Here is a 19,162-nt window from a genome sequence, read left to right on the forward strand (position 1 = left end):
TTTTTATGTGATGATATTAGCGTGCCGCTGACAGTCAGGTTGTCTTTTCGGCGACATTTGACCGAACTTTCCATATTGCGTTGCAATAATGCCTAATCGACATCAAATTACCCTCAAGGAATCACTGCGCACCGCGATCTGGGCCCAGGGTCTGACGCCTGAACAAATGGCGCGTGTGGAGTCCGAGACCTTTGAAACTTTTGTTCCAAAGGGCGGTTATGTTTGCCGCAAGGGAGAAATGGTCGAGCATTGGCTGGGGATTATGGAAGGCATGGTCAAGATGACGAATTTCTCGGCGGCCGGTAAAAGCGTGTCATTTACCGGCGTACCACCCGGCGGCTGGTTTGGCGAGGGTTCGGTATTAAAGCGGGAGATACTGAAATACGACGCGATGGCATTGCGCGATAGCCGTATCGCCCGTATGCCGATGTCGACTTTTCACTGGTTGCTCGATACCAGTTTGCCATTCACGCGGTTTTTATTGATGCAGTTGAATGAGCGGCTGGGACAGTTTATTGGCATGGTGGAAAATGACCGCTTATTAAATCCGGATACCCGCGTGGCGCGCTGCCTGGTTTCCATGTTTAATTCCCATCTTTATCCGGGATTGGAGAAACTGGTGCAGATATCGCAGGAGGAATTGGGCCTGCTATCCGGCGCCTCACGCCAACGCGCCAATCAGGCGTTGCAGCTGCTTGAGAAACAAGGCTTATTAAGTCTTGATTACGGCGGCATCCGCATACTCGATCTCGAAGGCCTGCGCCGCTACGAGGCCTGACTTCGCGGAACCTCAAGCTCTTGGGGGGAACACTCATCGCAACCCTGATCCGGCTGTGCCCTTGAGCACCGAAAGGCGCACTTACGCCCCTTGTTCATGCTAATTATTGGCGTGTTTGTGCCAAATTCCAGCTTTTGTCCGCCGCAGCGCGGCCGTTAAGCCCTGGCTCGCTGCGGCGGCGCGTGGCGCAAAGGCAGTAGAAAATCTGCGAAGAAGGTTTTCATAATGGGATAGCCAAGAGTTATGGACGCCACGTTGTTTCATCGGGGCGGCTATATTAAATTGAATACAAGCAACGATTTTTTTTATTATTGATATGCGGCGTCCGGTTGATATTTCAACCAGTTCCGCAAGTATCATTGCGACAGGTAAGCTTCTTCGTTCGTTATAAATTCCGGTTAATTCTGGCGAAGCCACCCCATCGTATTTTTCAGCGCAGCTGGTCGCTTATATTCCGCTGTCGAAAATAGATTCAGGATGATTTCGCCAAAGTAAAGCGTTCTCCGCATCGACGGATCGCCGCGAAAGCGGGAATCCAAACATCGGGACGTGGGATATTCGGCATGGCTTCCCGCTTTCGCGGAAGCTGTTTTTTTTTCCAGGTTCGCCATGGTCGGCCGCATGTCAGTTGTCGCACACGCAGATAAATTGGCATCACGGATTTTCCGTGTATTGCGAAACAGGCAGAGCGATTAAAACCTTTTGATTCGCCGTCTGTGGGACGGAAAATCAAAGTTCTAAACCTGTACCTTCGGCAATCGCGGTATCATGGCGACAAGCCATGCCGCATCGGCGGCGCAACGGAAATTGACCTCAGCCATGCATATTCCAGATATCTCCCACTTCGTCGAGCGCCTGGCGTTGTTGCGCGCTGCGATGCGCCAACAACAAATCGACGCCCTGATCGTGCCTTCCGCCGATCCCCATTTGTCCGAATACCTGCCGGCCCGCTGGCAGGGCAGAGAGTGGTTGTCGGGTTTCACCGGCTCGGTCGGCACTTTTATTATCACGCCGGAGTTTGCCGGCATCTGGACCGATGCCCGTTACTGGACCCAGGCCGAGCAGCAATTGGCCGGTACTGGTATTGCGCTGATGAAACTAACCTCCGGCGCCAGCGTGCAATATGTCGACTGGCTGGCCGCGACCCTGACGCCCGGCCAGACGGCTGCGGTCGACGGCGCGGTGCTCGGCCTGTCCATTGCCCGGCTGCTGGAAACGGCGCTGCGCGCGAAAAATGTCACGTTGCGCACCGATTTCGATCTGCTGGATCAAGTCTGGACCGGCCGCCCCGCGCTGCCGGCCGCACCGGTGTACGAGCATCTGCCGCCGTTCGCGTCCCAAACCCGCGCTGAAAAACTTGTCAATTTGCGCACGACGATGCAGCAGTTGGGCGCGCAAAACCACCTGATCTCGACGCTGGACGATATCGCCTACCTGTTCAACCTGCGCGGCGCCGACGTCAATTACAACCCGATTTTCCTGTCGCACGCGCTGATCGGGCCGGCCCGCGCCACCTTGTTCGTCGCCGACGGCAAGGTTTCGCCGGCGCTGCGCGCCATCTTGGCGGAGGATGGCGTCGATGTCGCGTCCTACCAATCGGCCGCCGCCGCGCTGGCCGAACTGCCTGCCGACAGTACCTTGCTGATCGATCCGCGCCGCCTGACCTACGGCACGCGCCAGTGGATACCGGCCACGGTCCAGGTGATCGAGGCGATCAACCCGACCACCTTCGCCAAATCGAAGAAAAGCGAGGCCGATGCGGCGCATGTGCGCGCCACCATGGAGCAGGACGGCGCCGCCCTGTGCGAATTCTTCACCTGGCTGGAGCAAACGCTGGCCGATCCGCAGCGCCCAGCGCTGACCGAACTGGCGATCGACCGTGAAATCACGGCCGCACGCGCACGCCGGCCGGGCTTCGTCAGCCCCAGCTTCTCCACCATCGCCGGCTTCCGCTCCAACGGCGCGATCATGCATTACCGCGCCACCGAGGCCCACCATTCCGTCATCGAAGGCGACGGGCTGCTGCTGATCGACTCCGGCGGCCAGTATTTGGGCGGCACCACCGACATCACCCGCGTGGTCGGCGTGGGCGCCATCACGGGCGAGCACCGGCGCGATTTCACGCTGGTGCTCAAGGGCGTGATCGCCCTGTCCTCGGCGCGCTTCCCGCGCGGGACCAAATCGCCGATGCTCGACGCCATCGCCCGCGCGCCGCTGTGGGCCGAAGGCATGGACTTCGGCCACGGCACCGGCCACGGCGTCGGCTACTTCCTCAACGTGCACGAAGGCCCGCAGTCGATTTCGCAATCGGCGATGCCGGAGCCGCACACCGCCATGGAGCCAGGCATGATTACATCGATAGAACCGGGCCTGTACCGGCCCGGCAAGTGGGGCATCCGGATTGAAAACCTGGTGCTGAACCGTCCTGCGGGACAGACCGAGTTCGGCGAATTCCTCGATTTCGAGACGCTGACCCTGTGCCCGATCGACACCCGCTGCATCGAGCCCTCGCTGCTGCGCGACGACGAGAAACGTTGGCTGAACGACTATCACGCCACGGTGCGCCAGCGTTTGCGCCCGCTGCTGTCGGGCGCCGCGCTGGCCTGGCTGGAAACCCGCACGGAGGCGCTATGAGCGGCCGCGCAACCCGGGCCACGACGGCCGTCGACCGTCTCAAGGTTCGTAGTGGTAATCCCAAGTATTCGATGTCGCGCACCGGCAGCGGCCACTTCTTCCTGACCGAGGGCGCCGGCCAGCCGCCACTGTGCGCGCCGCTGGAGCTCGACGATTTCGTCGCCTTCGTCAACGGCATTTCGCCGGGGCCGCCCCGGCGCGTCAGCAAGCTCGATGTCGCGTTCGAAAAACAGCTCGTTAAAAAAACACCGTAGCGTCACCACTGAAAGAGACCACGCATGCCACCGATTGAATACCTGTTTGCCTACTGGTCCGCCCACGAAATCGCCATCAATGGCGTGATTCTGCTGAATCTGGTCGGTGCGCTGTTGTTAGGCCTGATGGTCGGCTACGAGCGTTCGTATCACGGCCGCGCCGCCGGCATGCGCACTTACGGATTGGTATGCATGGCGTCCGCCGCGCTGACGGTGATCGGCGGCTATCCAGGCGACTGGTTCGGCGGCCAAGCTGGCCACACCGTCCTGACCTCCGATCCGACCCGCATCGTGCAAGGCATCGTCACCGGCATTGGCTTCCTCGGCGCCGGCGTCATCATGCGCGAAGGCTTTAATATCAGCGGCCTGACGACGGCGGCCTCGATCTGGGCCTCGTCGGTGATTGGCGTGATGGTCGGTATCGGCTTCTATCTCGGCGCGATGGGGCTGGCGGTGCTGTGCGCCGGCTCGATGATCTTTTTGAGTAAGCTGGAAGCCTGGCTGCCGTCCCGGCATGCGATCGCGATCACCATGCGCTTCAAGGCCGGCTATCTGCCGCAAGAGCCGGCGCTGCGCGCGATGGCGCTTCAACGCGGCTATGAAATCGCCGGCGGCTCGCTGATGATAGGCAGCGACGGCGGCATGCAGGAATGGCGCTTCGTCGCCATCGCGCTGAGCAAGCGTAGCGGCGCGCCGATGTCGGTGCTGTCGGCCGAGCTGGCGCAATTCGACGGTATCCACAGTTTCCAACTGTCGCACGCACGTAACTAAAACACGAACATGAGCATGAACGAACAAGCCAGGGCAGTATTCGATTTCTGGTTCCAGCCCGCCCCAGGGCAGGCCGCCGACGCAACGCGCCGCGAGTGGTTCCAGAAGAACGACGATTTCGACCGCGAGATCGGCAGTCGATTCGGCCCGCTGATCGAGCAGGCGCTGGCCGTCGGCCTGCATGCGTGGGACGAGGAAGGCCCGCAGTCCGCGTTGGCGCGCATCCTGGTGCTGGACCAGTTTTGCCGCAACGTCCACCGCGGCACGCCGCTGGCCTTCGCCGGCGACCCGCAAGCCTTGCAGGCGGCGCTTAATATGGTCGAGGCGCAGCAGGACCTGACGCTGCCGCCCTTGCAGCGCGCTTTTGTTTACCTGCCGTTTGAGCACGCCGAGGATATGGCGATGCAGGAGCAGGCCGTGGCCCTGTACACCCGCATGGCGGACGCCGGACGCGATACGACGCCGCCGGCCACCAGCCAGGCCATCGCCGGCATGCTCGATTTCGCCGAGCGCCATCGCGAGGTGATACGCCGCTTCGGCCGTTTCCCGCACCGTAACGCCATCCTTGGCCGCGCGTCGACGCCGGAGGAGCAGGCGTTCTTGCAACAGCCGGGCTCCGGTTTCTGATGGCGACCCTCAACCTGATCGGCGCCGGCCATGTCGGCCGCGTGTTGGGACGTTTGCTGGCGACACAGGGTGGTTTCCTGGTGCAGCAGGTGCTGACGCGTTCCGCCGCCTCGGCGCAGGCCGCCGTAGATTTCATTGGCAGCGGTGCGCCGGTGGAGCGCTACGACCAATTGCGGCCGGCCGACATCCATGTGCTGGCCGTCGGCGACGACCAGATCGCCGGCGCCTGTGCCGCGCTGGCGCAGGCGACGCCGCTGCAAGGCAGCATCGTGTTCCATTGCAGCGGCGCGCTGGCGTCCGGCCAGTTGCAGGCCGCGCGCGATGCGGGCGCGCTGGTCGCCAGCGTCCATCCGATCCGCAGCTTCGCCGATCCGGCGGCGGTGGCTGCCCAATTTTCAGGCACCTTCTGCGGCATCGAGGGCGACGCCGCCGCGCTGGCCGTGCTGACGCCTGCCCTGCAGGCGATCGGCGCGCAGCCGGTGGCGATCGACGCCTCGGCCAAGACCGTGTATCACGCCGCCGCCGTCTTCGCCAGCAACTACCTGGTGACGGTGCTGGACGCCGCCTTGCGCGCCTACATGGCGGCCGGCATTCCGGAAACGGTGGCGCGCCAGATGGCGCAGCCGTTGGCCACCGAGTCGATGGCCAATGTTTTCCGGCTCGGCGCCGCCGCCGCGCTCAGCGGTCCGATCGCGCGCGGCGACATGGTCACTGTGGATCGCCAACAACGGGCGGTCGATCAGTGGGATAGAGCAACCGGCGAACTTTACCGGGCGCTGGTGGCGCCCACGGCCGACCTGGCGCGCCGAAAACGGCAGAAATGAGCCGCTGCGACGGCTACGCCTCTTATCTCCTTGCAAATTACTACTTAACAACTATATTTTAAGTAGGTGTATGCTTTTCCCGGGAGTGAGCGTTGCAGTTTTATTGGTACGAATTCACAAATAAGTGGCGGGATTAGTCGACAAACCTCGGAATTAGCAATAAGCTTGTTCCTTGGAATGTTTTCTTGAAGAATCAAGCACGAAGCCGGCGCACCAATAGGATAGGGGTAAGAACATGTTATTTCTGAAGAGTACGACCGTCACGAAAGCGCCAGGGATTTACGACGTAGATATCGCCGCCAAACCACCCGGCAAGACTTTTGGTGTGTTCATGGCCACCGATCCGGACAATCCTCCGGCCGAAGTGCTGGCGGCGTTGGCGGCGATGGGTTTCAAGAACACCTACAGCGGCGGCTACACCCACAAGGACCGCGGCAAGGTGCTGGACCTGCACTTCCAAAAAGATGGCACCGATTTGTTCCAGGGCTGGAAAGCTGAAGAGATGGAAGCCAATATGGCCGCCATCACTGCGCTGTTTTCCGGCATCGGCATCACCATCGCTCCGCGAGTGATGACCCTGGCCGAAGCCTACGCCTAAGCCTCAGGCTTGCACCTCGATGTGATACAAGGCCCACGGGCAGGAACCAAACCGTTCAGCGAGCGGCTTGGCGGCCATCTCGGGGACCTTGTCGGCATCGTAGATCGCCCATAGCGGACCCAATCCGCCCAGCGCCATCGCCGCGCCATCCAGATGGGTGGCGACGATGTAGCGCTGCGCGCGCGCCTGCGCCACGGTGACCGTGGCCGCATAACCATCCACTGCACGCAACACCAGCTTGCCGCCGTCGCCCAGCGTTGCGCCGGCCGCCTTCATCACGTCCAGCAGCAGCGGGCCGCGCAGCGTGTGCGGCTTGCCGTCGTATTCCAGCGTCGGCTCGATGGTGACGGCCGGCAGCGCGGCCAGCGCGGCGAAGTCGAAGGCGTGCGCCTTGTCGAAGCTGAGTTTTTGCTTGTGCATCATCTGGTCGCGCACCGGATCGAAGCGGCCGCGGTTGACCTTGCCGACGGCGCCGGTCACGGTCAACAGCGCCGGTCCGGCGTTGTTCGCGGCGGCGGCTTGCGAGGCGGGCAGGGCGGCGGCGGCCATGCCGGCCAACGCGGCGCGGCCCAGAAACTGGCGTTTTTGCATACGAGGTTCTCCTGTCTGACGTAGTGCCGGTATCATAACGCGCATGGACTTATTTGCCGACGACAGCGCCTTGATGCCCATCCCGATCGAGGATGGCGAACTGTGGTTCCAGCAGCGGCTGGCGCTGGACCTGGCGCCGCCCGAGGCCATGCGGCGCCTGCTCGACGAAACCGATTGGCGCGCGGAACAAGTCCAGGTCTGGGGCAAATTGCATATGCAACCGCGACTGACGGCCTGGCATGGCGAGGCCAGCTACCGTTATTCCGGCAAGACCTTCCATCCGCTGCCGTTCACGACCTTGCAGCTGCACATCAAACAGGCAGTCGAGCGGGCCACCGGCCGCCAGTTCAACAGCGTGCTGCTGAACTACTACCGCGACGAACGCGACAGCATGGGCTTCCATGCCGACGACGAGCGCGAGCTGGGGCCGCAGTCGGCCATCGCCTCGGTCAGCTTTGGCGCGCCGCGCACCTTCATCCTCAAGCACCGGCGCCTGCCGAAAACCCTCAAGCTGGCGCTGGGCGACGGCTGCCTGCTGCTGATGGCGGGCAGCTTGCAGCAGCACTGGCTGCACGGCATCAACAAGGAACGCGGCGCGCGCGGGCCGCGCATCAACCTCACTTTCCGCCATATTCTGCGCGAACCTTAAGCGTCTCTTAAGTTTGGTAGAAGCCGATTTGTGCCGGTCTTTATTTGGCTTACATCCTGTCACACTTCTTACTAAATCGGTGCGGACAGGTGTTGGCGTGAGTGCTATCTTGGCTCCATCGCAATTCAGAGAACTGCGATCCCAAGCAAGTCCAACACTCATTTTGCTGAAAGATCCAAGACCATGAAAAAAATTCTGTTCGCATTAGTTGCTTCCGCTGCCGCCCTGGCTGGCACCTCCGCTTACGCCGCCGATGACGCGGGCACCGCCTACATCGGCGCCGGTGTCGTGGGCAGCCACTACAAGTTCGACGTGCCGAACGCTACCAGCGTTTCCGACCGCAGTGGCGACAAGGCGACCGGCAAGATCTACGCCGGCTACAACATCGACAAGACCTGGGCGGTTGAGGGCGGTTATACCGACTTCGGCAAGAAAGGTTATGACTACACGACGGGCGGCGCAGCCGGCCATGTGCAGACCAAGGCCAACTCGTTCTATGTTGCAGGCAAGGGCACCTTCCCGGTGAATGAGCAGGTCGCCCTGTTCGGCAAGCTGGGCGTGGCGCGCAACCACAACGACGTCACCACCACCGGCATCGCCTCCGTCAACGGCGACGCCAACAAGAGCGCGCTGTATGCTTCGGTCGGCGCCGAGTATGCGATCAACAAGAACGTGAAAGTCTCGCTGGAGTATGAAAACTACGGCAAGAACAACGTCGACCTGGGCCGCAAAAACGGCGCGATCACCGCTGGCGTGCGTTACAACTTCTAAGTTCGGTTCACCACCATGAAAAAAGGCCACCTCATCGAGGTGGCCTTCGTCGTTTACACGGTCAGTGGCTTGTAGCGGATGCGTTTTGGTTTCGCACCTTCCTCGCCCAGGCGTTTCTTTTTGTCGGCTTCGTATTCCTGATAGTTACCGTCGAAGAAGGTAACCTGCGAGTTGCCTTCGAACGCCAGGATGTGGGTGGCGATACGGTCCAGGAACCAGCGATCGTGGGAGATCACCAGCACGGAACCGGCGAACTCCAGCAGCGCATCTTCCAGCGCGCGCAGGGTTTCCACGTCCAGATCGTTCGACGGTTCATCGAGCAGCAGCACGTTGCCGCCCTTGAGCAGCGTCTTGGCCAGGTGCAGGCGGCCGCGTTCACCACCGGACAGGTTGCCGACGATCTTCTGCTGGTCCGAACCCTTGAAGTTGAAGCGGCCCAGGTAGGCGCGCGACGGCATGTCGAAACGGCCGACGCTGAGCATGTCGGCGCCGCCGGAGACGTCCTCGAACACGCTCTTGCTGTCGCTCAGCGTATCGCGGCTCTGGTCCACCAGCGAGATGCGGGCGGTCTGGCCGATCACCACTTCGCCGCTGTCCGGCTTGTCCAGGCCGGCAATCATCTTGAACAGGGTCGATTTACCGGCGCCGTTCGGGCCGATGATGCCGACGATGGCGCCCGGCGGTATCGTGAACGACACGTTGTCGATCAGCAGGCGGTCGCCAAACGCTTTCGACACGTTCTTGAACTCGATCACTTCATTGCCCAGACGCTCGGCCACAGGGATGAAGATCTCCTGGGTCTCGTTGCGCTTCTGGTATTCGTACTCGCTCAGCTCGTTGAAGCGGGCCAGGCGGGCCTTGGACTTGGCCTGGCGCGCCTTCGGATTCTGGCGCGACCATTCCAATTCCTTCTGCAGCGCCTTCTGGCGCGCGGACTCGGTCGACTCCTCCTGCTTCAGGCGGTTGGACTTCTGGTCCAGCCACGACGAGTAGTTGCCCTTCCACGGGATGCCATGGCCGCGGTCCAGCTCCAAAATCCATTCGGCGGCGTTGTCGAGGAAGTAGCGATCGTGGGTGATGCCGACCACGGTGCCGGGGAAACGCAGCAGGAACTGTTCGAGCCAATCGACGGACTCGGCGTCCAAGTGGTTGGTCGGTTCGTCGAGCAGCAGCATGTCCGGCTTGGACAGCAGCAGCTTGCACAGCGCCACGCGGCGCTTTTCACCGCCGGACAGCACGCCGATCTTGGCGTCCCAAGGCGGCAGGCGCAGCGCGTCGGCGGCCATTTCCAGTTGCAGGTTCAGGTTGCCGCCGTCGGAGGTCGAGATGATCGCTTCCAGACGCGCCTGCTCGGTGGCGAGGGCGTCGAAGTCGGCGTCTTCCTCGGCATAGGCGGCGTACACGGCTTCCAGCTTGGCTTGCGCCTCAAACACTTCGCCCAGGCCCGATTCGACTTCCTCGCGCACGGTTTTTTCGGGATCGAGCTGCGGTTCCTGCGGCAGGTAGCCGATGTTCAGGCCCGGCATCGGCACGGCTTCGCCCTGGATGTCGGTGTCGATGCCTGCCATAATTTTCAGCAAGGTCGACTTACCGGAGCCGTTCAGGCCCAGCACGCCGATTTTTGCGCCCGGGAAGAAGGACAGCGAAATATCTTTCAGAATCTGGCGCTTGGGCGGGACGATTTTGCCCACCTTGTTCATGGTGTAGACGTAATTTGCCATTGAGAATCTCAGTAAGAATTTTTTAATTGCGTAGAAACGCAAGGAAGGACGACAGGATACGATAAATCCCGCCGTCCGCCCACTATTTAGCGCGTTTGCCGGCCCACAGCCCCTCGGCCACATACAGCGCCAACGCGCTCCAGATGATGGCGAAGCCGATCAGCCGCGCCGGCGGGAAGCTTTCATGGAACACCCACACGCCCAGCAGCGCCTGCATGGTGGGCGACAGGTATTGCAGCAGGCCCAGCACCGACATCGGGATCTTGCGCGCGCCGGCCGCGAACATCACCAGCGGTATCGCGGTGATCGGCCCGGCCGCCGCCAGCAGCCAGCGGGTGCTGTCGTACGGGGTGTTGATGAAGGTGTTATGGCCGTGCCAGGTCAGCCACACCACATACACCAGCGCCAGCGGGAACAGCAGCATGGTTTCCAGCGACAGGCCTTCCAGCGCCGCCAGCGCGGCGGTTTTGCGCAGCAGGCCGTAGCCGCCGAAGGTGAAGCCCAAAATCAGGGCGATCCACGGCACCTGGCCGGCCGACCAGGTCAGCCACAGCACGCCGCTGGTGGCCACGCCGATGGCGATCCACTGGCCGCGGCGCAGTTTTTCCTTCAGCACCAGCAGTCCCAGCAGTACATTGACCAGCGGATTGATGAAGTAGCCCAGGCTGGAATCGATGACATGGCCGTTGTTGACCGACCAGATGTAGACGTACCAGTTAGCCGTCAACAGCAGCGCCGAGGCGACAAAGCTGGCCAGCACGCGCGGATTGCGCAGCACCTTCGGCAGCCACTTCCATTGCTGGCGCGCGGTCAGCACCAGGCCCAGGAACAACAGCGACCACAGCATGCGGTGCGCCAGGATTTCCATCGCCGGCACCTCGCCGATGGCGTGGAAATACAACGGGAACAAGCCCCAGCAAAAGAACGCGAATGTGGCGTAAACAATACCTATGTTCATGGGGGCGGACGGCGGGGCGGAGGGCAAGGTCTGCCATTATCGCCGAAATGGCGCGCCGCCGCTGCCGGGCCTGCCGCCGCGCCCGTCGCCAAACTCGCGCTTCAGGCCGCACCAGCGTACACTGGCGATATTGAATTTTTGGAACGCCCTTCCATGCGAAAATCTCCTTGCCTTTTGCAAATACTTATCCTATTGTGCAATGCACCAAAACAACAACAGGTGCAATCTTGACCGAGCAACATAAGAAAAGCAGCCTCGTCGCTCTGACGCTGGCTGCGGTAGGCATCGTCTACGGCGATATCGGTACCAGTCCCCTTTACACCCTCAAAACCATCTTCGATCCCGAACACGGCCTGGTCCTGAACGAGTTCAACCTGCTGGGCATCATCTCGCTGATTTTCTGGGGCCTGACGACCATCGTCTCGCTCAAATACGTCAGCCTGGTGCTGCGCGCGGACAACCGCGGCGAGGGCGGCATCATGGCGCTGATGGCGCTGGCCCTGAACTCGGTCACCAAGAAGGCGCCGCGCTGGCACTATCCATTGATGCTGCTGGGCGTGATCGGCGCCACCATGTTCTACGGCGACAGCGTGATCACGCCGGCCATTTCGGTGCTGAGCGCGATCGAGGGTCTGGAAGTGGCCACGCCGGGGCTGGAACAGTACATCGTGCCGCTGACCATCATCGTGCTGGTCTCGCTGTACGCGGTGCAGCGCCACGGCACGGCCGGCATCGGTCGCTGGTTCGGCCCGGTGATGGTGGTCTGGTTTGCCGCGCTGGCGGTCATGGGCCTGGTCAACATCGTGCAGGCGCCGCAGATCCTTTGGGCGCTGAACCCGCTGCACGCGCTGCGCTTCATGTTTGAAAACCGCATGATCGCCTTCGTCGCCTTGGGCGCCGTGGTGCTGGCCTTCACCGGCGCCGAGGCCCTGTATGCCGACATGGGCCACTTCGGCGCGCGGCCGATCCGCTTCGCCTGGTTCATGATCGTGTTCCCGTCGCTGGCGGTGAACTACCTGGGCCAGGGCGCGCTGCTGCTGACCCATCCCGAAGCGATCGCCAATCCCTTCTTCCAGCAGCTCGGCGCCTGGAGCGTCTACCCGCTGGTGGCGCTGTCGACGCTGGCGACGGTGATCGCCTCGCAGGCCACCATTTCCGGCACCTTCTCGATGACCAAGCAGGCCATCGCCCTGGGCCTGCTGCCGCGCATGCGCGTGCTGCACACCTCGGCCACCGAGATCGGCCAGATCTACATCCCGATCGTCAACTGGCTGCAACTGGCGGTGGTGTTGATGGCGGTGGTCGGTTTCGGCTCGTCGGAGAAACTGGCCGGCGCCTACGGCATCGCGGTCACGGCGACCATGCTGGCGACCACCTTCCTGACCTTCTTCGTGATCCGCTTCCGCTGGAACCTGCCGCTGTGGGTGTGCTTTGCTTCCACCGGCTTCTTCATCGTGATCGACCTGCTGCTGTTCTCGGCCAGTTCGCTCAAGCTGTTCCACGGCGGCTGGTTCCCGCTGCTGCTGGCGATCATCCTGTTCACGGTGATGCTGACCTGGAAGCGCGGCCGCGAGCTGGTGTTCCAGAACTTGCAGAAGCACGCGATTCCGCTGGAAGACTTCCTGGCCTCGCTGTTCGTGGCGCCGCCGACGCGGGTCTATGGCACCGCCATCTTCCTGCGCGGCGAGAGCGACGGCGTGCCGCACGCGCTGCTGCACAACCTGTCGCACAACAAGGTGCTGCATGAGCGCGTGGTGTTCTTCACGGTGCACGTGGTGGAAGAGCCGTTCGTGCCGGTGGCCGAGCAGGTCAAGGTCACGGACCTGGGCCACCAGTGCTACCAGGTGAACGTCCACTACGGCTTCAAGGACGAACCGGATATTCCGAAGGCGCTGGCCCAGTGCGATTGCCTCGGCCTGCCGTTCGAGATGATGGAGACCTCGTTCTTCATCGCCCGCCAGACGGTGATCTCGACCCCTGGCGCCGGCATGTCGACCTGGCGCGAACACCTGTTCGTGACGATGTCGCGCAACGCCCGCGGCGCCGCCGACTACTACCAGATTCCCACCAACCGCGTGATCGAACTTGGCACGCAAGTGGAAATTTAAGCACACACACGGCGCTAAAAGATGTAACCGAATGTAGCGCCCGGAGCGGAAGCGGCATGGTCTGCTAAACTTCTGCTCCGAATGTGCGACCAATACGAATACTCATCAAAGGTAATCATGAAATCGATGTTTCAATATTTTGCTGCCGTTGCCTGTGTAGCGGCCCTGACGGCCTGCGGCGGCGGTTCGAAAGCGCCGGTGGCGGTGGTGGTGGTGCAGCCAGCGTTCAAACTGACCGATACCGTGGTCGGCACCGGCGCCGCCCCGAAGTCGGGCGACATTGTGGTGATCAACTTTACCGGTTACCTGTATGACTCGACCAAGGCCGATTTCAAAGGCGCCAAAGTGGAAAGCTCGGTCGATACCGGCAAGCCGGCTTCGCCGTTCACGGTGGGCCTGGGCGCGGTAGTGGTGGGCTGGGACCAGTCCATCCTCGGCGTAGCCCCTGTCGCCGCCATGAAAATAGGCGGCAAGCGCACCGCGATCCTGCCGGCCAACCTGGTGTACGGCGCCGCCACGCGCGCCGCGACAGGCATCTATCCGGCGATTCCCGCCAATTCGCCGATGGTCTACGATTTTGAGCTGGTCGACGTCATCCCGGGCATCGTCATCCCGAACGACCCGCCGCCGACGGCGCTGACAATAGTCAATGACGTGCCTGGCACCGGCGCGGTTGCCGTGAGCGGAAGCTCCGTGACTGTGCGTTACATCGGCTGGGTGTATGACGGCACACGCGCCGATCACAAGGGCCCGCAGTTCGACGCCAATGCGGCGCCTGCCGATCCCTATGCGCTGGTTCTGACCACCGGCACCGGTAATATTTCAGGCTTCGTCAACGGCGTCATCGGCATGGCTGTTGGCGGCACGCGCACCGTGACCATCCCGCCTGACCAGGCTTATGGTGCTGCCGGCAAAAGCCCGATTCCTCCGAATGCGACGTTGATCTTCCAGTTGCAACTTGTCTCGGTCAAGTAATCGGGTCGGATACAAATGAAAAAGGCCGGTTCCCCTGTAGTGGGAACCGGCCTTTTTTGTTCAGGAGCCTAGTCGCGCAGCGCCTGCGCCGGTGCGATGCGCATCGCCGCCAGCGTGTGGCGGGCGGTGGCCAGCGCCACGATCAGCAGCGTGAACGCCAGCGCCGCCGCCGGCGCCCAGCCGCCCAGCGGCGTGCGCGCCGCGAAGCCCGCCAGATAGCGCTCGATGGCCAGCCACGCCAGCGGCAGCCCGACCGCGGCGGCGGCCATTGTCAGCAGCAGGAACTCGCGGCTGACCAGCACCGCGATCGCCCTGCGGCCGGCGCCGTGCAGCTTGCGCAGCACGATCTCCCGCGCGCGGCGCTGCACGCTGTGCGCCGCCAGCACGTAGATGCCGAAGGCAGCCAGCGCGAACACCACCGCCGTGGCGCAGGCCAGCAGCCTGGCCATGCGCACATCGTCGGCATAGGCCTGCGCGTAGTAGCTGCCGGCCCGGCGTAGCACCGGCTCGCTGGCCGGGAAGTAGCGGCTCCAGGCGGAGGCGATGTCCTGCTCCAGCGCGGCGCGACTGTGCGCATCCGGCGCGGCGCGCATGCGCACCGTCAGCAGTTGATTGTCCTTGGTGATCTGGTACATGGTCGGCCGCACCGGATCGCGCAGCGTTTCCCAGAGCAGGTCGGGCGTCACGCCGGCGATGCGTAACTGCGTGCCGCCGATGCGCTGGCCCACCGCCTGCTGCGCGGACGACCAGCCCAGCGCCCGCACTGCCGCCTGGTTGAGCACGACGTTCTGCTCGCCGTCGCCGGCCGCTGCTTCGATACGCGGGTCGAACAGGCGTCCGGCCAGGGCCTTCAGGCCATAGACGTTGAAGAAATCCGGCCCGACAAAATGCACCGACAGCGATGCGCTGCTGCCGTCCACACGCTTGACCGTGGTGCTGCCGTGGGTGCCGGTCTGGTCGTCGCGGCCCGGCACGTCGCGGCTGTCCGCCACACCGGCCACGCCGGGCAGTTGCGCAATGGCGTCGCGCAGCGCGCGGGCGGCGGGATTGTCGCGCAGGTTCTCCGCCATCTCCACCACCAGCAGCGGCTCGGGATCGAAGCCCGGCGGCGCGTTTGCCGCGAACTGCGTCTGCCACAAGATCGCCAATGCCACGCTGCCCATGCTCATCGCCGCGCCGAACTGCACTGCCGTCAGGCTGCGGCGCAGCCACATGCCGCCGGCGGTCTCGCCGCTGCGGTGGGCCAGGGTGATGCCCATGTCGACGCCGCGCGCCAGCCAGCCCGGATAGACGCCGGCCGTCGTGCCGACCAGGGCGCCGGCCAGCAGGCACACGCCGATCGCCGCCGGCGTGAACATGCCGTCCAGGCGGCGCTCCAGCAGGTCGGAGGCCAGCGGCAGCAGCAGCCACGCCAGCAGCACGCCCAGCGCGGCGGCGGCCACCGACAGCAGCATTGATTCGGCCATGAACTGCGCCAGCAGCTGGCGCGTGCTGGCGCCAAGCACGCGGCGCACCGCGATCTCGCGCTGGCGGCGCAAGGTGCGCACCGTCGCCAGGTTGACGTAGTTGACCACGGCGAGCAGCAGTATCAGCAAGCCGGTGGCGCCGAGCGCCAGCACCACGCGCATGTCGCCACGCGGGCCGGTGCCCATGGTGTTGGCGACGCTGCGGTCGAAGTAGGCGTCGGCCAGCGGACCGAGGCCGACATCGACCATCTTGCGCTGGCCCAGCGCCGCCTTCATCTCAGGCGTGGCCAGGCTGGCCCACGGCGCGTGGTCGATCGCATCTTGCAGCGCCCGTTGCAAGGCCTGAGGACTGACGCCCTGGCCGGTCTTGACGTAGATGCGGCCGCCGATGCCCATCCAGTTCGACAGCGCGTCCTGGCGCTCCTTCTCCGGCCACAACGCGCTGCCCACGCCGACCAGCGCGTTGAATTGCAGCGTGCTGTTGGCCGGACGGTCCGCCAGCACGGCCCGTACCTGCAGCGCCTGGCGATTGATCTCGATGGTGCGTCCCAGCGCCTGCGTGGCGCCGAACAGACGCAGCGCGGTCTGCTGCGTTACGGCCAGGCCGTCGGGTTGGGTCAACGCCGCGCGCAGGTCGCCGGCCAGCGCCGGCAGGCCGCTGATGGACTGGAATGCCGGGTCGACCGCCGTGACCTCCAGTTGCTGCATGCGTCCGTGCAGTTGCAGCGTGGTCTGGCGCGGCCACCAGGCGCTGGCCTCCAGCGGCACGCCGCTGCGCAGCGCCACCTCGCGCAGCGCGAACGGCGTGTATTCCATCCATTGCGGCTGCGGGATGAAGTTCAGCCGGTGCTTGATGACGAACACGCGCTCGCGCTGCGGCACGTCGCTGTCGTAGCTGAAGGAGTAGGCCACAAACCCAAGTAGCAGAAAGCAGACGGCGAAGCCGGTCGCCAGTCCCAGTATCTCCACGGCGGAATGCAGTGGATGGCGCAGCAGCAGGCGCCAGCCGATGCGAAAGTCGCTAGTTTTCATGTCAGTCTCCGATTTAGTCGCGCAGTGCCAATGCGGGCGACATGCGCAAGGCCGTCGCCGTATGGCGGGTGGTGGCCAGCAGCGCCACCAGAAGGGCCATCGCCAGTGCCGCCGCCAGCGTCCAGACGCCGATGGGCGCATGCTCGGTGTAGGTGGCCAGGTAGCGCTGGATGGCCACCGCCGCCAACGGCAGGCCGATCAGCGCACCGGCGCCCACCAGCGCCGAGAATTCGCGGCCCATCATCAGCGCGATGTCGACGCGGCCGGCGCCGTGCAGCTTGCGCATCACGATCTCGCGCCGGCTGCGCTGCACGCTGTAGGCCGACAGCACATAGATGCCGAAGGCCGCCAGGGCGATGGCGATCACGCTGGTGGCGGCCAGTATCCGGATCAGCCGCGCTTCGGTGGCGTAGCGTTCTTCGAGCACGGCCTGCTGCGTCTTCATCTCCATGATGGCGTTGGGGAAGTGGCGGCGCCATAACGGCTCGATCTCGCTGTACGCCGTCTCCAGGTTGTCGCTGGTGCGTATCGTCAGCACGCCGCCGGGACGGACGAAATAGACGATCGCCTTCGATGGCTGGTGCAGTCCCTGATAGCGGACGTCAGGCGCAACACCGACGATCTCCATGCCGCCCGGTACCACTTGGCCGACCGCGTCCTGCGGCGCCGCATACCCCAGCGCCAGCGCGGCGGCGGTGTTGACCACCACACGCGGGGCCTTGCCATAGTCGACATCCTGCGATGCGCTGAACAGGCGTCCGTGCAGCGCCTGCAGGCGGCTCACTTCAAACCAGTTGGCGCTGACGTTCTTGCCCTCCAGAGGTATCTCGCGGCCGTCCCTGGTGGTCACGGTGTTGGTCAGCTTCATGCCGTCGCGGCCCACCGCCTCCGAAATGGACGACACGCCTTCAACGCGCGGCAGCCGGGCCAGCTGCTCCATGAACGCGACAGCTCCCTGCTTGCCCTCCGCATCGGATGGCAGGTCGAGTACCAGCAGGTGCGCGGGATCGAATCCCGGCGAGGCGTGGGTGGCGAAGTACGTCTGCCAGCCGACCGCCAGCGCCGTCGCCGACAGCGCCATCGCGCTGGAAAACTGCAGCACGGTGAGCACGCGCCGCACCCACAGGCCGGCGGCGGTTTCGCTGTTGCCGCGGCCAGCCAGCGCAGGTCCGGGCAACGCATGCTGCGCCAGCCAGGCAGGATAGGCGCCGGCACACACGCCGATGAACAGGCCGAACGCCAGTGCGATCACGCAGCGCGTGGGCGTGAACATGCCGGCCAGCGGACGATTCACCAGCTCCGCGAAGGTCGGCAGCAGCAGCCACGCCAGCACCAGGCCGGCGATGGTCGCCAGCACGGATGTCAGCGCCGCCTCGCTGAGGAACTGGCGCACCACCCGCGCCGAGCTGGCGCCCAGCAGCTTGCGGATGCCGATCTCGCGCTGGCGGCGCAGGGTGCGCACCGTCGCCAGGTTGATGTAGTTGATCGCCGCCAGTAGCAGGATCAGCAAACCCGCCGCCGCAAGCCCGAAGACGCTGCTGCGCTGCCCGTACTGCTCGCCCGCGCGGCTGTTGGCCAGGCCTTCGTCGAAGTAGGCGTCGTGCAAAGGCAGCAGGCTGATATCGGCGACGTTGCGGCCGTTCAGGCCTTTGCCCAACGAGCTGTTTTTCACCCTCTGATTGGCCGGCGCTTTCTCGCTGGCCTCCTGCAGCAGCGCCGTCAAAGCCGGCATCGAGGCGCCGGTTTTGAGTTTCATGTAGACGATGCCGCGCCCCCATTCGCTGATCGCGGTTTCGCGCTCCGGCCAGGCGCTGCTGCCGGTGCCGACCAATGCCTCGTACTGCTGGCTGCTGTTGGCCGGCGGATCGGGCATCAGCGCCCGTACCTGCAATACCGTGCCGTCGACGCGGACGGTTTGCCCGATCGCCGGATTGGCGCCGAACAGTTTCTGTGCGCCGGTCCGCGTCAACGCCAGGCCATCGGGCTGCGCCAGCGCGGCGCCCAGGTCGCCCTGCAGCGCGACGATGCCGAACATGGTGCGGAAATCGGGATCGACCGCCAGCAGGTTCAGCGTGTGCAAATCGCTACCGGCGCGCAACGGCGATTCGATGGGCTTGGCGACGCTGGCTTGCGACACCATGCCGCTGGCCAGGGCCACATCGCGCAAGGGCAGAAAGGCCCAGGCTTGCCATTCCGGGCGCGGGAAGACGTTGATGCGCTGCTTGACCACGAGCACGCGATCGTTGTCGGGTATGGCGCTGTTGAAGTTCAGGCAGAATTCGACAAAGCCGAACAGCAGGAAGCAGGCGGCAAAGCCGATGGCCAGGCCGCCGATGACCACGGCGGAGTAAGCCGGCTGCTGCAACAGCAGGCGCCAGCCTATGCGAAAGTCGCGCAGGTTCATG

17 protein-coding genes are annotated in these 19,162 nt (G+C 63.8%); 11 read left to right on the plus strand and 6 right to left on the minus strand.

Annotated features, from left to right (window positions below; genetic code table 11):
- Positions 1-88 precede the first annotated feature (88 nt).
- Positions 89-778 carry a Crp/Fnr family transcriptional regulator gene (locus tag AC07OK_RS13465; RefSeq protein WP_217941407.1) on the plus strand — a complete coding sequence of 230 codons (690 nt, stop codon included), beginning with the start codon at positions 89-91 and terminating at the stop codon, positions 776-778.
- A gap of 398 nt (positions 779-1,176) precedes the next feature.
- On the opposite strand, the gene AC07OK_RS13470 is transcribed toward AC07OK_RS13465, so the two are convergent.
- On the minus strand, positions 1,177-1,389 hold the full coding sequence (locus AC07OK_RS13470) for a hypothetical protein (protein WP_494690769.1): 213 nt from the start codon (positions 1,387-1,389) through the stop codon (positions 1,177-1,179).
- 208 nt (positions 1,390-1,597) lie between these two features.
- Between AC07OK_RS13470 and AC07OK_RS13475 the strand changes: the two genes are divergently transcribed.
- From AC07OK_RS13475 to AC07OK_RS13500, 6 genes are all read left to right on the plus strand, one after another.
- On the plus strand, positions 1,598-3,412 hold the full coding sequence (locus tag AC07OK_RS13475) for an aminopeptidase P family protein (RefSeq protein WP_494690770.1): 1,815 nt from the start codon (positions 1,598-1,600) through the stop codon (positions 3,410-3,412).
- Positions 3,409-3,666 (plus strand): hypothetical protein, encoded by a 258-nt coding sequence (locus AC07OK_RS13480; RefSeq protein ID WP_494690771.1) that lies wholly within the window; start codon positions 3,409-3,411, stop codon positions 3,664-3,666. The genes AC07OK_RS13475 and AC07OK_RS13480 overlap by 4 nt, the downstream gene beginning before the upstream one ends.
- A gap of 24 nt (positions 3,667-3,690) precedes the next feature.
- Positions 3,691-4,437, plus strand: a complete 747-nt coding sequence (locus tag AC07OK_RS13485; protein WP_494690772.1) for an MgtC/SapB family protein — start codon at positions 3,691-3,693, stop codon at positions 4,435-4,437.
- Between the two features lie 9 nt (positions 4,438-4,446).
- Complete coding sequence (locus AC07OK_RS13490) at positions 4,447-5,064, plus strand: DUF924 family protein (protein ID WP_494690773.1); 618 nt, start codon at positions 4,447-4,449, stop codon at positions 5,062-5,064.
- Positions 5,064-5,888, plus strand: coding sequence for a Rossmann-like and DUF2520 domain-containing protein (locus AC07OK_RS13495; protein ID WP_494690774.1), 825 nt, complete (start codon positions 5,064-5,066; stop codon positions 5,886-5,888). Before AC07OK_RS13490 ends, AC07OK_RS13495 begins: the two co-directional genes overlap by 1 nt.
- Before the next feature lie 235 nt (positions 5,889-6,123).
- Positions 6,124-6,486 (plus strand): hypothetical protein, encoded by a 363-nt coding sequence (locus AC07OK_RS13500; RefSeq protein ID WP_026334793.1) that lies wholly within the window; start codon positions 6,124-6,126, stop codon positions 6,484-6,486.
- 3 nt (positions 6,487-6,489) lie between these two features.
- Here AC07OK_RS13500 and AC07OK_RS13505 read toward each other — a convergent pair whose 3' ends face one another.
- Entirely contained in the window at positions 6,490-7,077 is a 588-nt protein-coding gene (locus tag AC07OK_RS13505) for a putative pterin-binding protein (RefSeq protein WP_494690775.1), read from the minus strand.
- Between the two features lie 43 nt (positions 7,078-7,120).
- Here AC07OK_RS13505 and AC07OK_RS13510 point away from each other — a divergent pair, with 43 nt between their 5' ends.
- Complete coding sequence (locus tag AC07OK_RS13510; protein ID WP_494690776.1) at positions 7,121-7,726, plus strand: alpha-ketoglutarate-dependent dioxygenase AlkB family protein; 606 nt, start codon at positions 7,121-7,123, stop codon at positions 7,724-7,726.
- 183 nt (positions 7,727-7,909) lie between these two features.
- A complete protein-coding gene (locus tag AC07OK_RS13515; RefSeq protein ID WP_494690777.1) occupies positions 7,910-8,497 on the plus strand; it encodes an outer membrane beta-barrel protein in 588 nt (195 codons plus the stop codon).
- A gap of 53 nt (positions 8,498-8,550) precedes the next feature.
- Here AC07OK_RS13515 and ettA read toward each other — a convergent pair whose 3' ends face one another.
- Together ettA and rarD are read right to left on the minus strand one after the other, a co-directional pair.
- Positions 8,551-10,218 (minus strand): energy-dependent translational throttle protein EttA, encoded by a 1,668-nt coding sequence (ettA, locus tag AC07OK_RS13520; protein ID WP_116991210.1) that lies wholly within the window; start codon positions 10,216-10,218, stop codon positions 8,551-8,553.
- 82 nt (positions 10,219-10,300) lie between these two features.
- Positions 10,301-11,176: an EamA family transporter RarD gene (gene rarD, locus AC07OK_RS13525; RefSeq protein ID WP_494690778.1), complete on the minus strand. Its 876-nt coding sequence runs from the start codon at positions 11,174-11,176 to the stop codon at positions 10,301-10,303.
- Positions 11,177-11,403: 227 nt separating this feature from the next.
- Between rarD and AC07OK_RS13530 the strand changes: the two genes are divergently transcribed.
- Together AC07OK_RS13530 and AC07OK_RS13535 are read left to right on the plus strand one after the other, a co-directional pair.
- Positions 11,404-13,284, plus strand: a complete 1,881-nt coding sequence (locus AC07OK_RS13530; RefSeq protein WP_494690779.1) for a potassium transporter Kup — start codon at positions 11,404-11,406, stop codon at positions 13,282-13,284.
- A gap of 117 nt (positions 13,285-13,401) precedes the next feature.
- Entirely contained in the window at positions 13,402-14,259 is an 858-nt protein-coding gene (locus AC07OK_RS13535; RefSeq protein ID WP_494690780.1) for an FKBP-type peptidyl-prolyl cis-trans isomerase, read from the plus strand.
- 68 nt (positions 14,260-14,327) lie between these two features.
- Here AC07OK_RS13535 and AC07OK_RS13540 read toward each other — a convergent pair whose 3' ends face one another.
- Together AC07OK_RS13540 and AC07OK_RS13545 are read right to left on the minus strand one after the other, a co-directional pair.
- On the minus strand, positions 14,328-16,757 hold the full coding sequence (locus AC07OK_RS13540) for an ABC transporter permease (protein ID WP_494690781.1): 2,430 nt from the start codon (positions 16,755-16,757) through the stop codon (positions 14,328-14,330).
- A gap of 13 nt (positions 16,758-16,770) precedes the next feature.
- The gene (locus tag AC07OK_RS13545) at positions 16,771-19,161 is read right to left on the minus strand and encodes an ABC transporter permease (protein WP_494690782.1); all 2,391 of its coding nucleotides are present in this window, start codon (positions 19,159-19,161) and stop codon (positions 16,771-16,773) included.
- Position 19,162: the final 1 nt, after the last annotated feature.

It is taken from the genome of Duganella sp. GW821-FHT07G03 (genome assembly GCF_059418605.1).

What these genes read in the sequence shown, in the direction of transcription:
- AC07OK_RS13465 (WP_217941407.1), top strand. Translation starts at nt 89, where the DNA reads ATGCCTAATCGACATCAAATTACCCTCAAGGAATCACTGCGCACCGCG.
- AC07OK_RS13470 (WP_494690769.1), bottom strand. Translation starts at nt 1,389, where the DNA reads ATGGCGAACCTGGAAAAAAAAACAGCTTCCGCGAAAGCGGGAAGCCAT.
- AC07OK_RS13475 (WP_494690770.1), top strand. Translation starts at nt 1,598, where the DNA reads ATGCATATTCCAGATATCTCCCACTTCGTCGAGCGCCTGGCGTTGTTG.
- AC07OK_RS13480 (WP_494690771.1), top strand. Translation starts at nt 3,409, where the DNA reads ATGAGCGGCCGCGCAACCCGGGCCACGACGGCCGTCGACCGTCTCAAG.
- AC07OK_RS13485 (WP_494690772.1), top strand. Translation starts at nt 3,691, where the DNA reads ATGCCACCGATTGAATACCTGTTTGCCTACTGGTCCGCCCACGAAATC.
- AC07OK_RS13490 (WP_494690773.1), top strand. Translation starts at nt 4,447, where the DNA reads ATGAGCATGAACGAACAAGCCAGGGCAGTATTCGATTTCTGGTTCCAG.
- AC07OK_RS13495 (WP_494690774.1), top strand. Translation starts at nt 5,064, where the DNA reads ATGGCGACCCTCAACCTGATCGGCGCCGGCCATGTCGGCCGCGTGTTG.
- AC07OK_RS13500 (WP_026334793.1), top strand. Translation starts at nt 6,124, where the DNA reads ATGTTATTTCTGAAGAGTACGACCGTCACGAAAGCGCCAGGGATTTAC.
- AC07OK_RS13505 (WP_494690775.1), bottom strand. Translation starts at nt 7,077, where the DNA reads ATGCAAAAACGCCAGTTTCTGGGCCGCGCCGCGTTGGCCGGCATGGCC.
- AC07OK_RS13510 (WP_494690776.1), top strand. Translation starts at nt 7,121, where the DNA reads ATGGACTTATTTGCCGACGACAGCGCCTTGATGCCCATCCCGATCGAG.
- AC07OK_RS13515 (WP_494690777.1), top strand. Translation starts at nt 7,910, where the DNA reads ATGAAAAAAATTCTGTTCGCATTAGTTGCTTCCGCTGCCGCCCTGGCT.
- ettA (WP_116991210.1), bottom strand. Translation starts at nt 10,218, where the DNA reads ATGGCAAATTACGTCTACACCATGAACAAGGTGGGCAAAATCGTCCCG.
- rarD (WP_494690778.1), bottom strand. Translation starts at nt 11,176, where the DNA reads ATGAACATAGGTATTGTTTACGCCACATTCGCGTTCTTTTGCTGGGGC.
- AC07OK_RS13535 (WP_494690780.1), top strand. Translation starts at nt 13,402, where the DNA reads ATGAAATCGATGTTTCAATATTTTGCTGCCGTTGCCTGTGTAGCGGCC.
- AC07OK_RS13540 (WP_494690781.1), bottom strand. Translation starts at nt 16,757, where the DNA reads ATGAAAACTAGCGACTTTCGCATCGGCTGGCGCCTGCTGCTGCGCCAT.
- AC07OK_RS13545 (WP_494690782.1), bottom strand. Translation starts at nt 19,161, where the DNA reads ATGAACCTGCGCGACTTTCGCATAGGCTGGCGCCTGCTGTTGCAGCAG.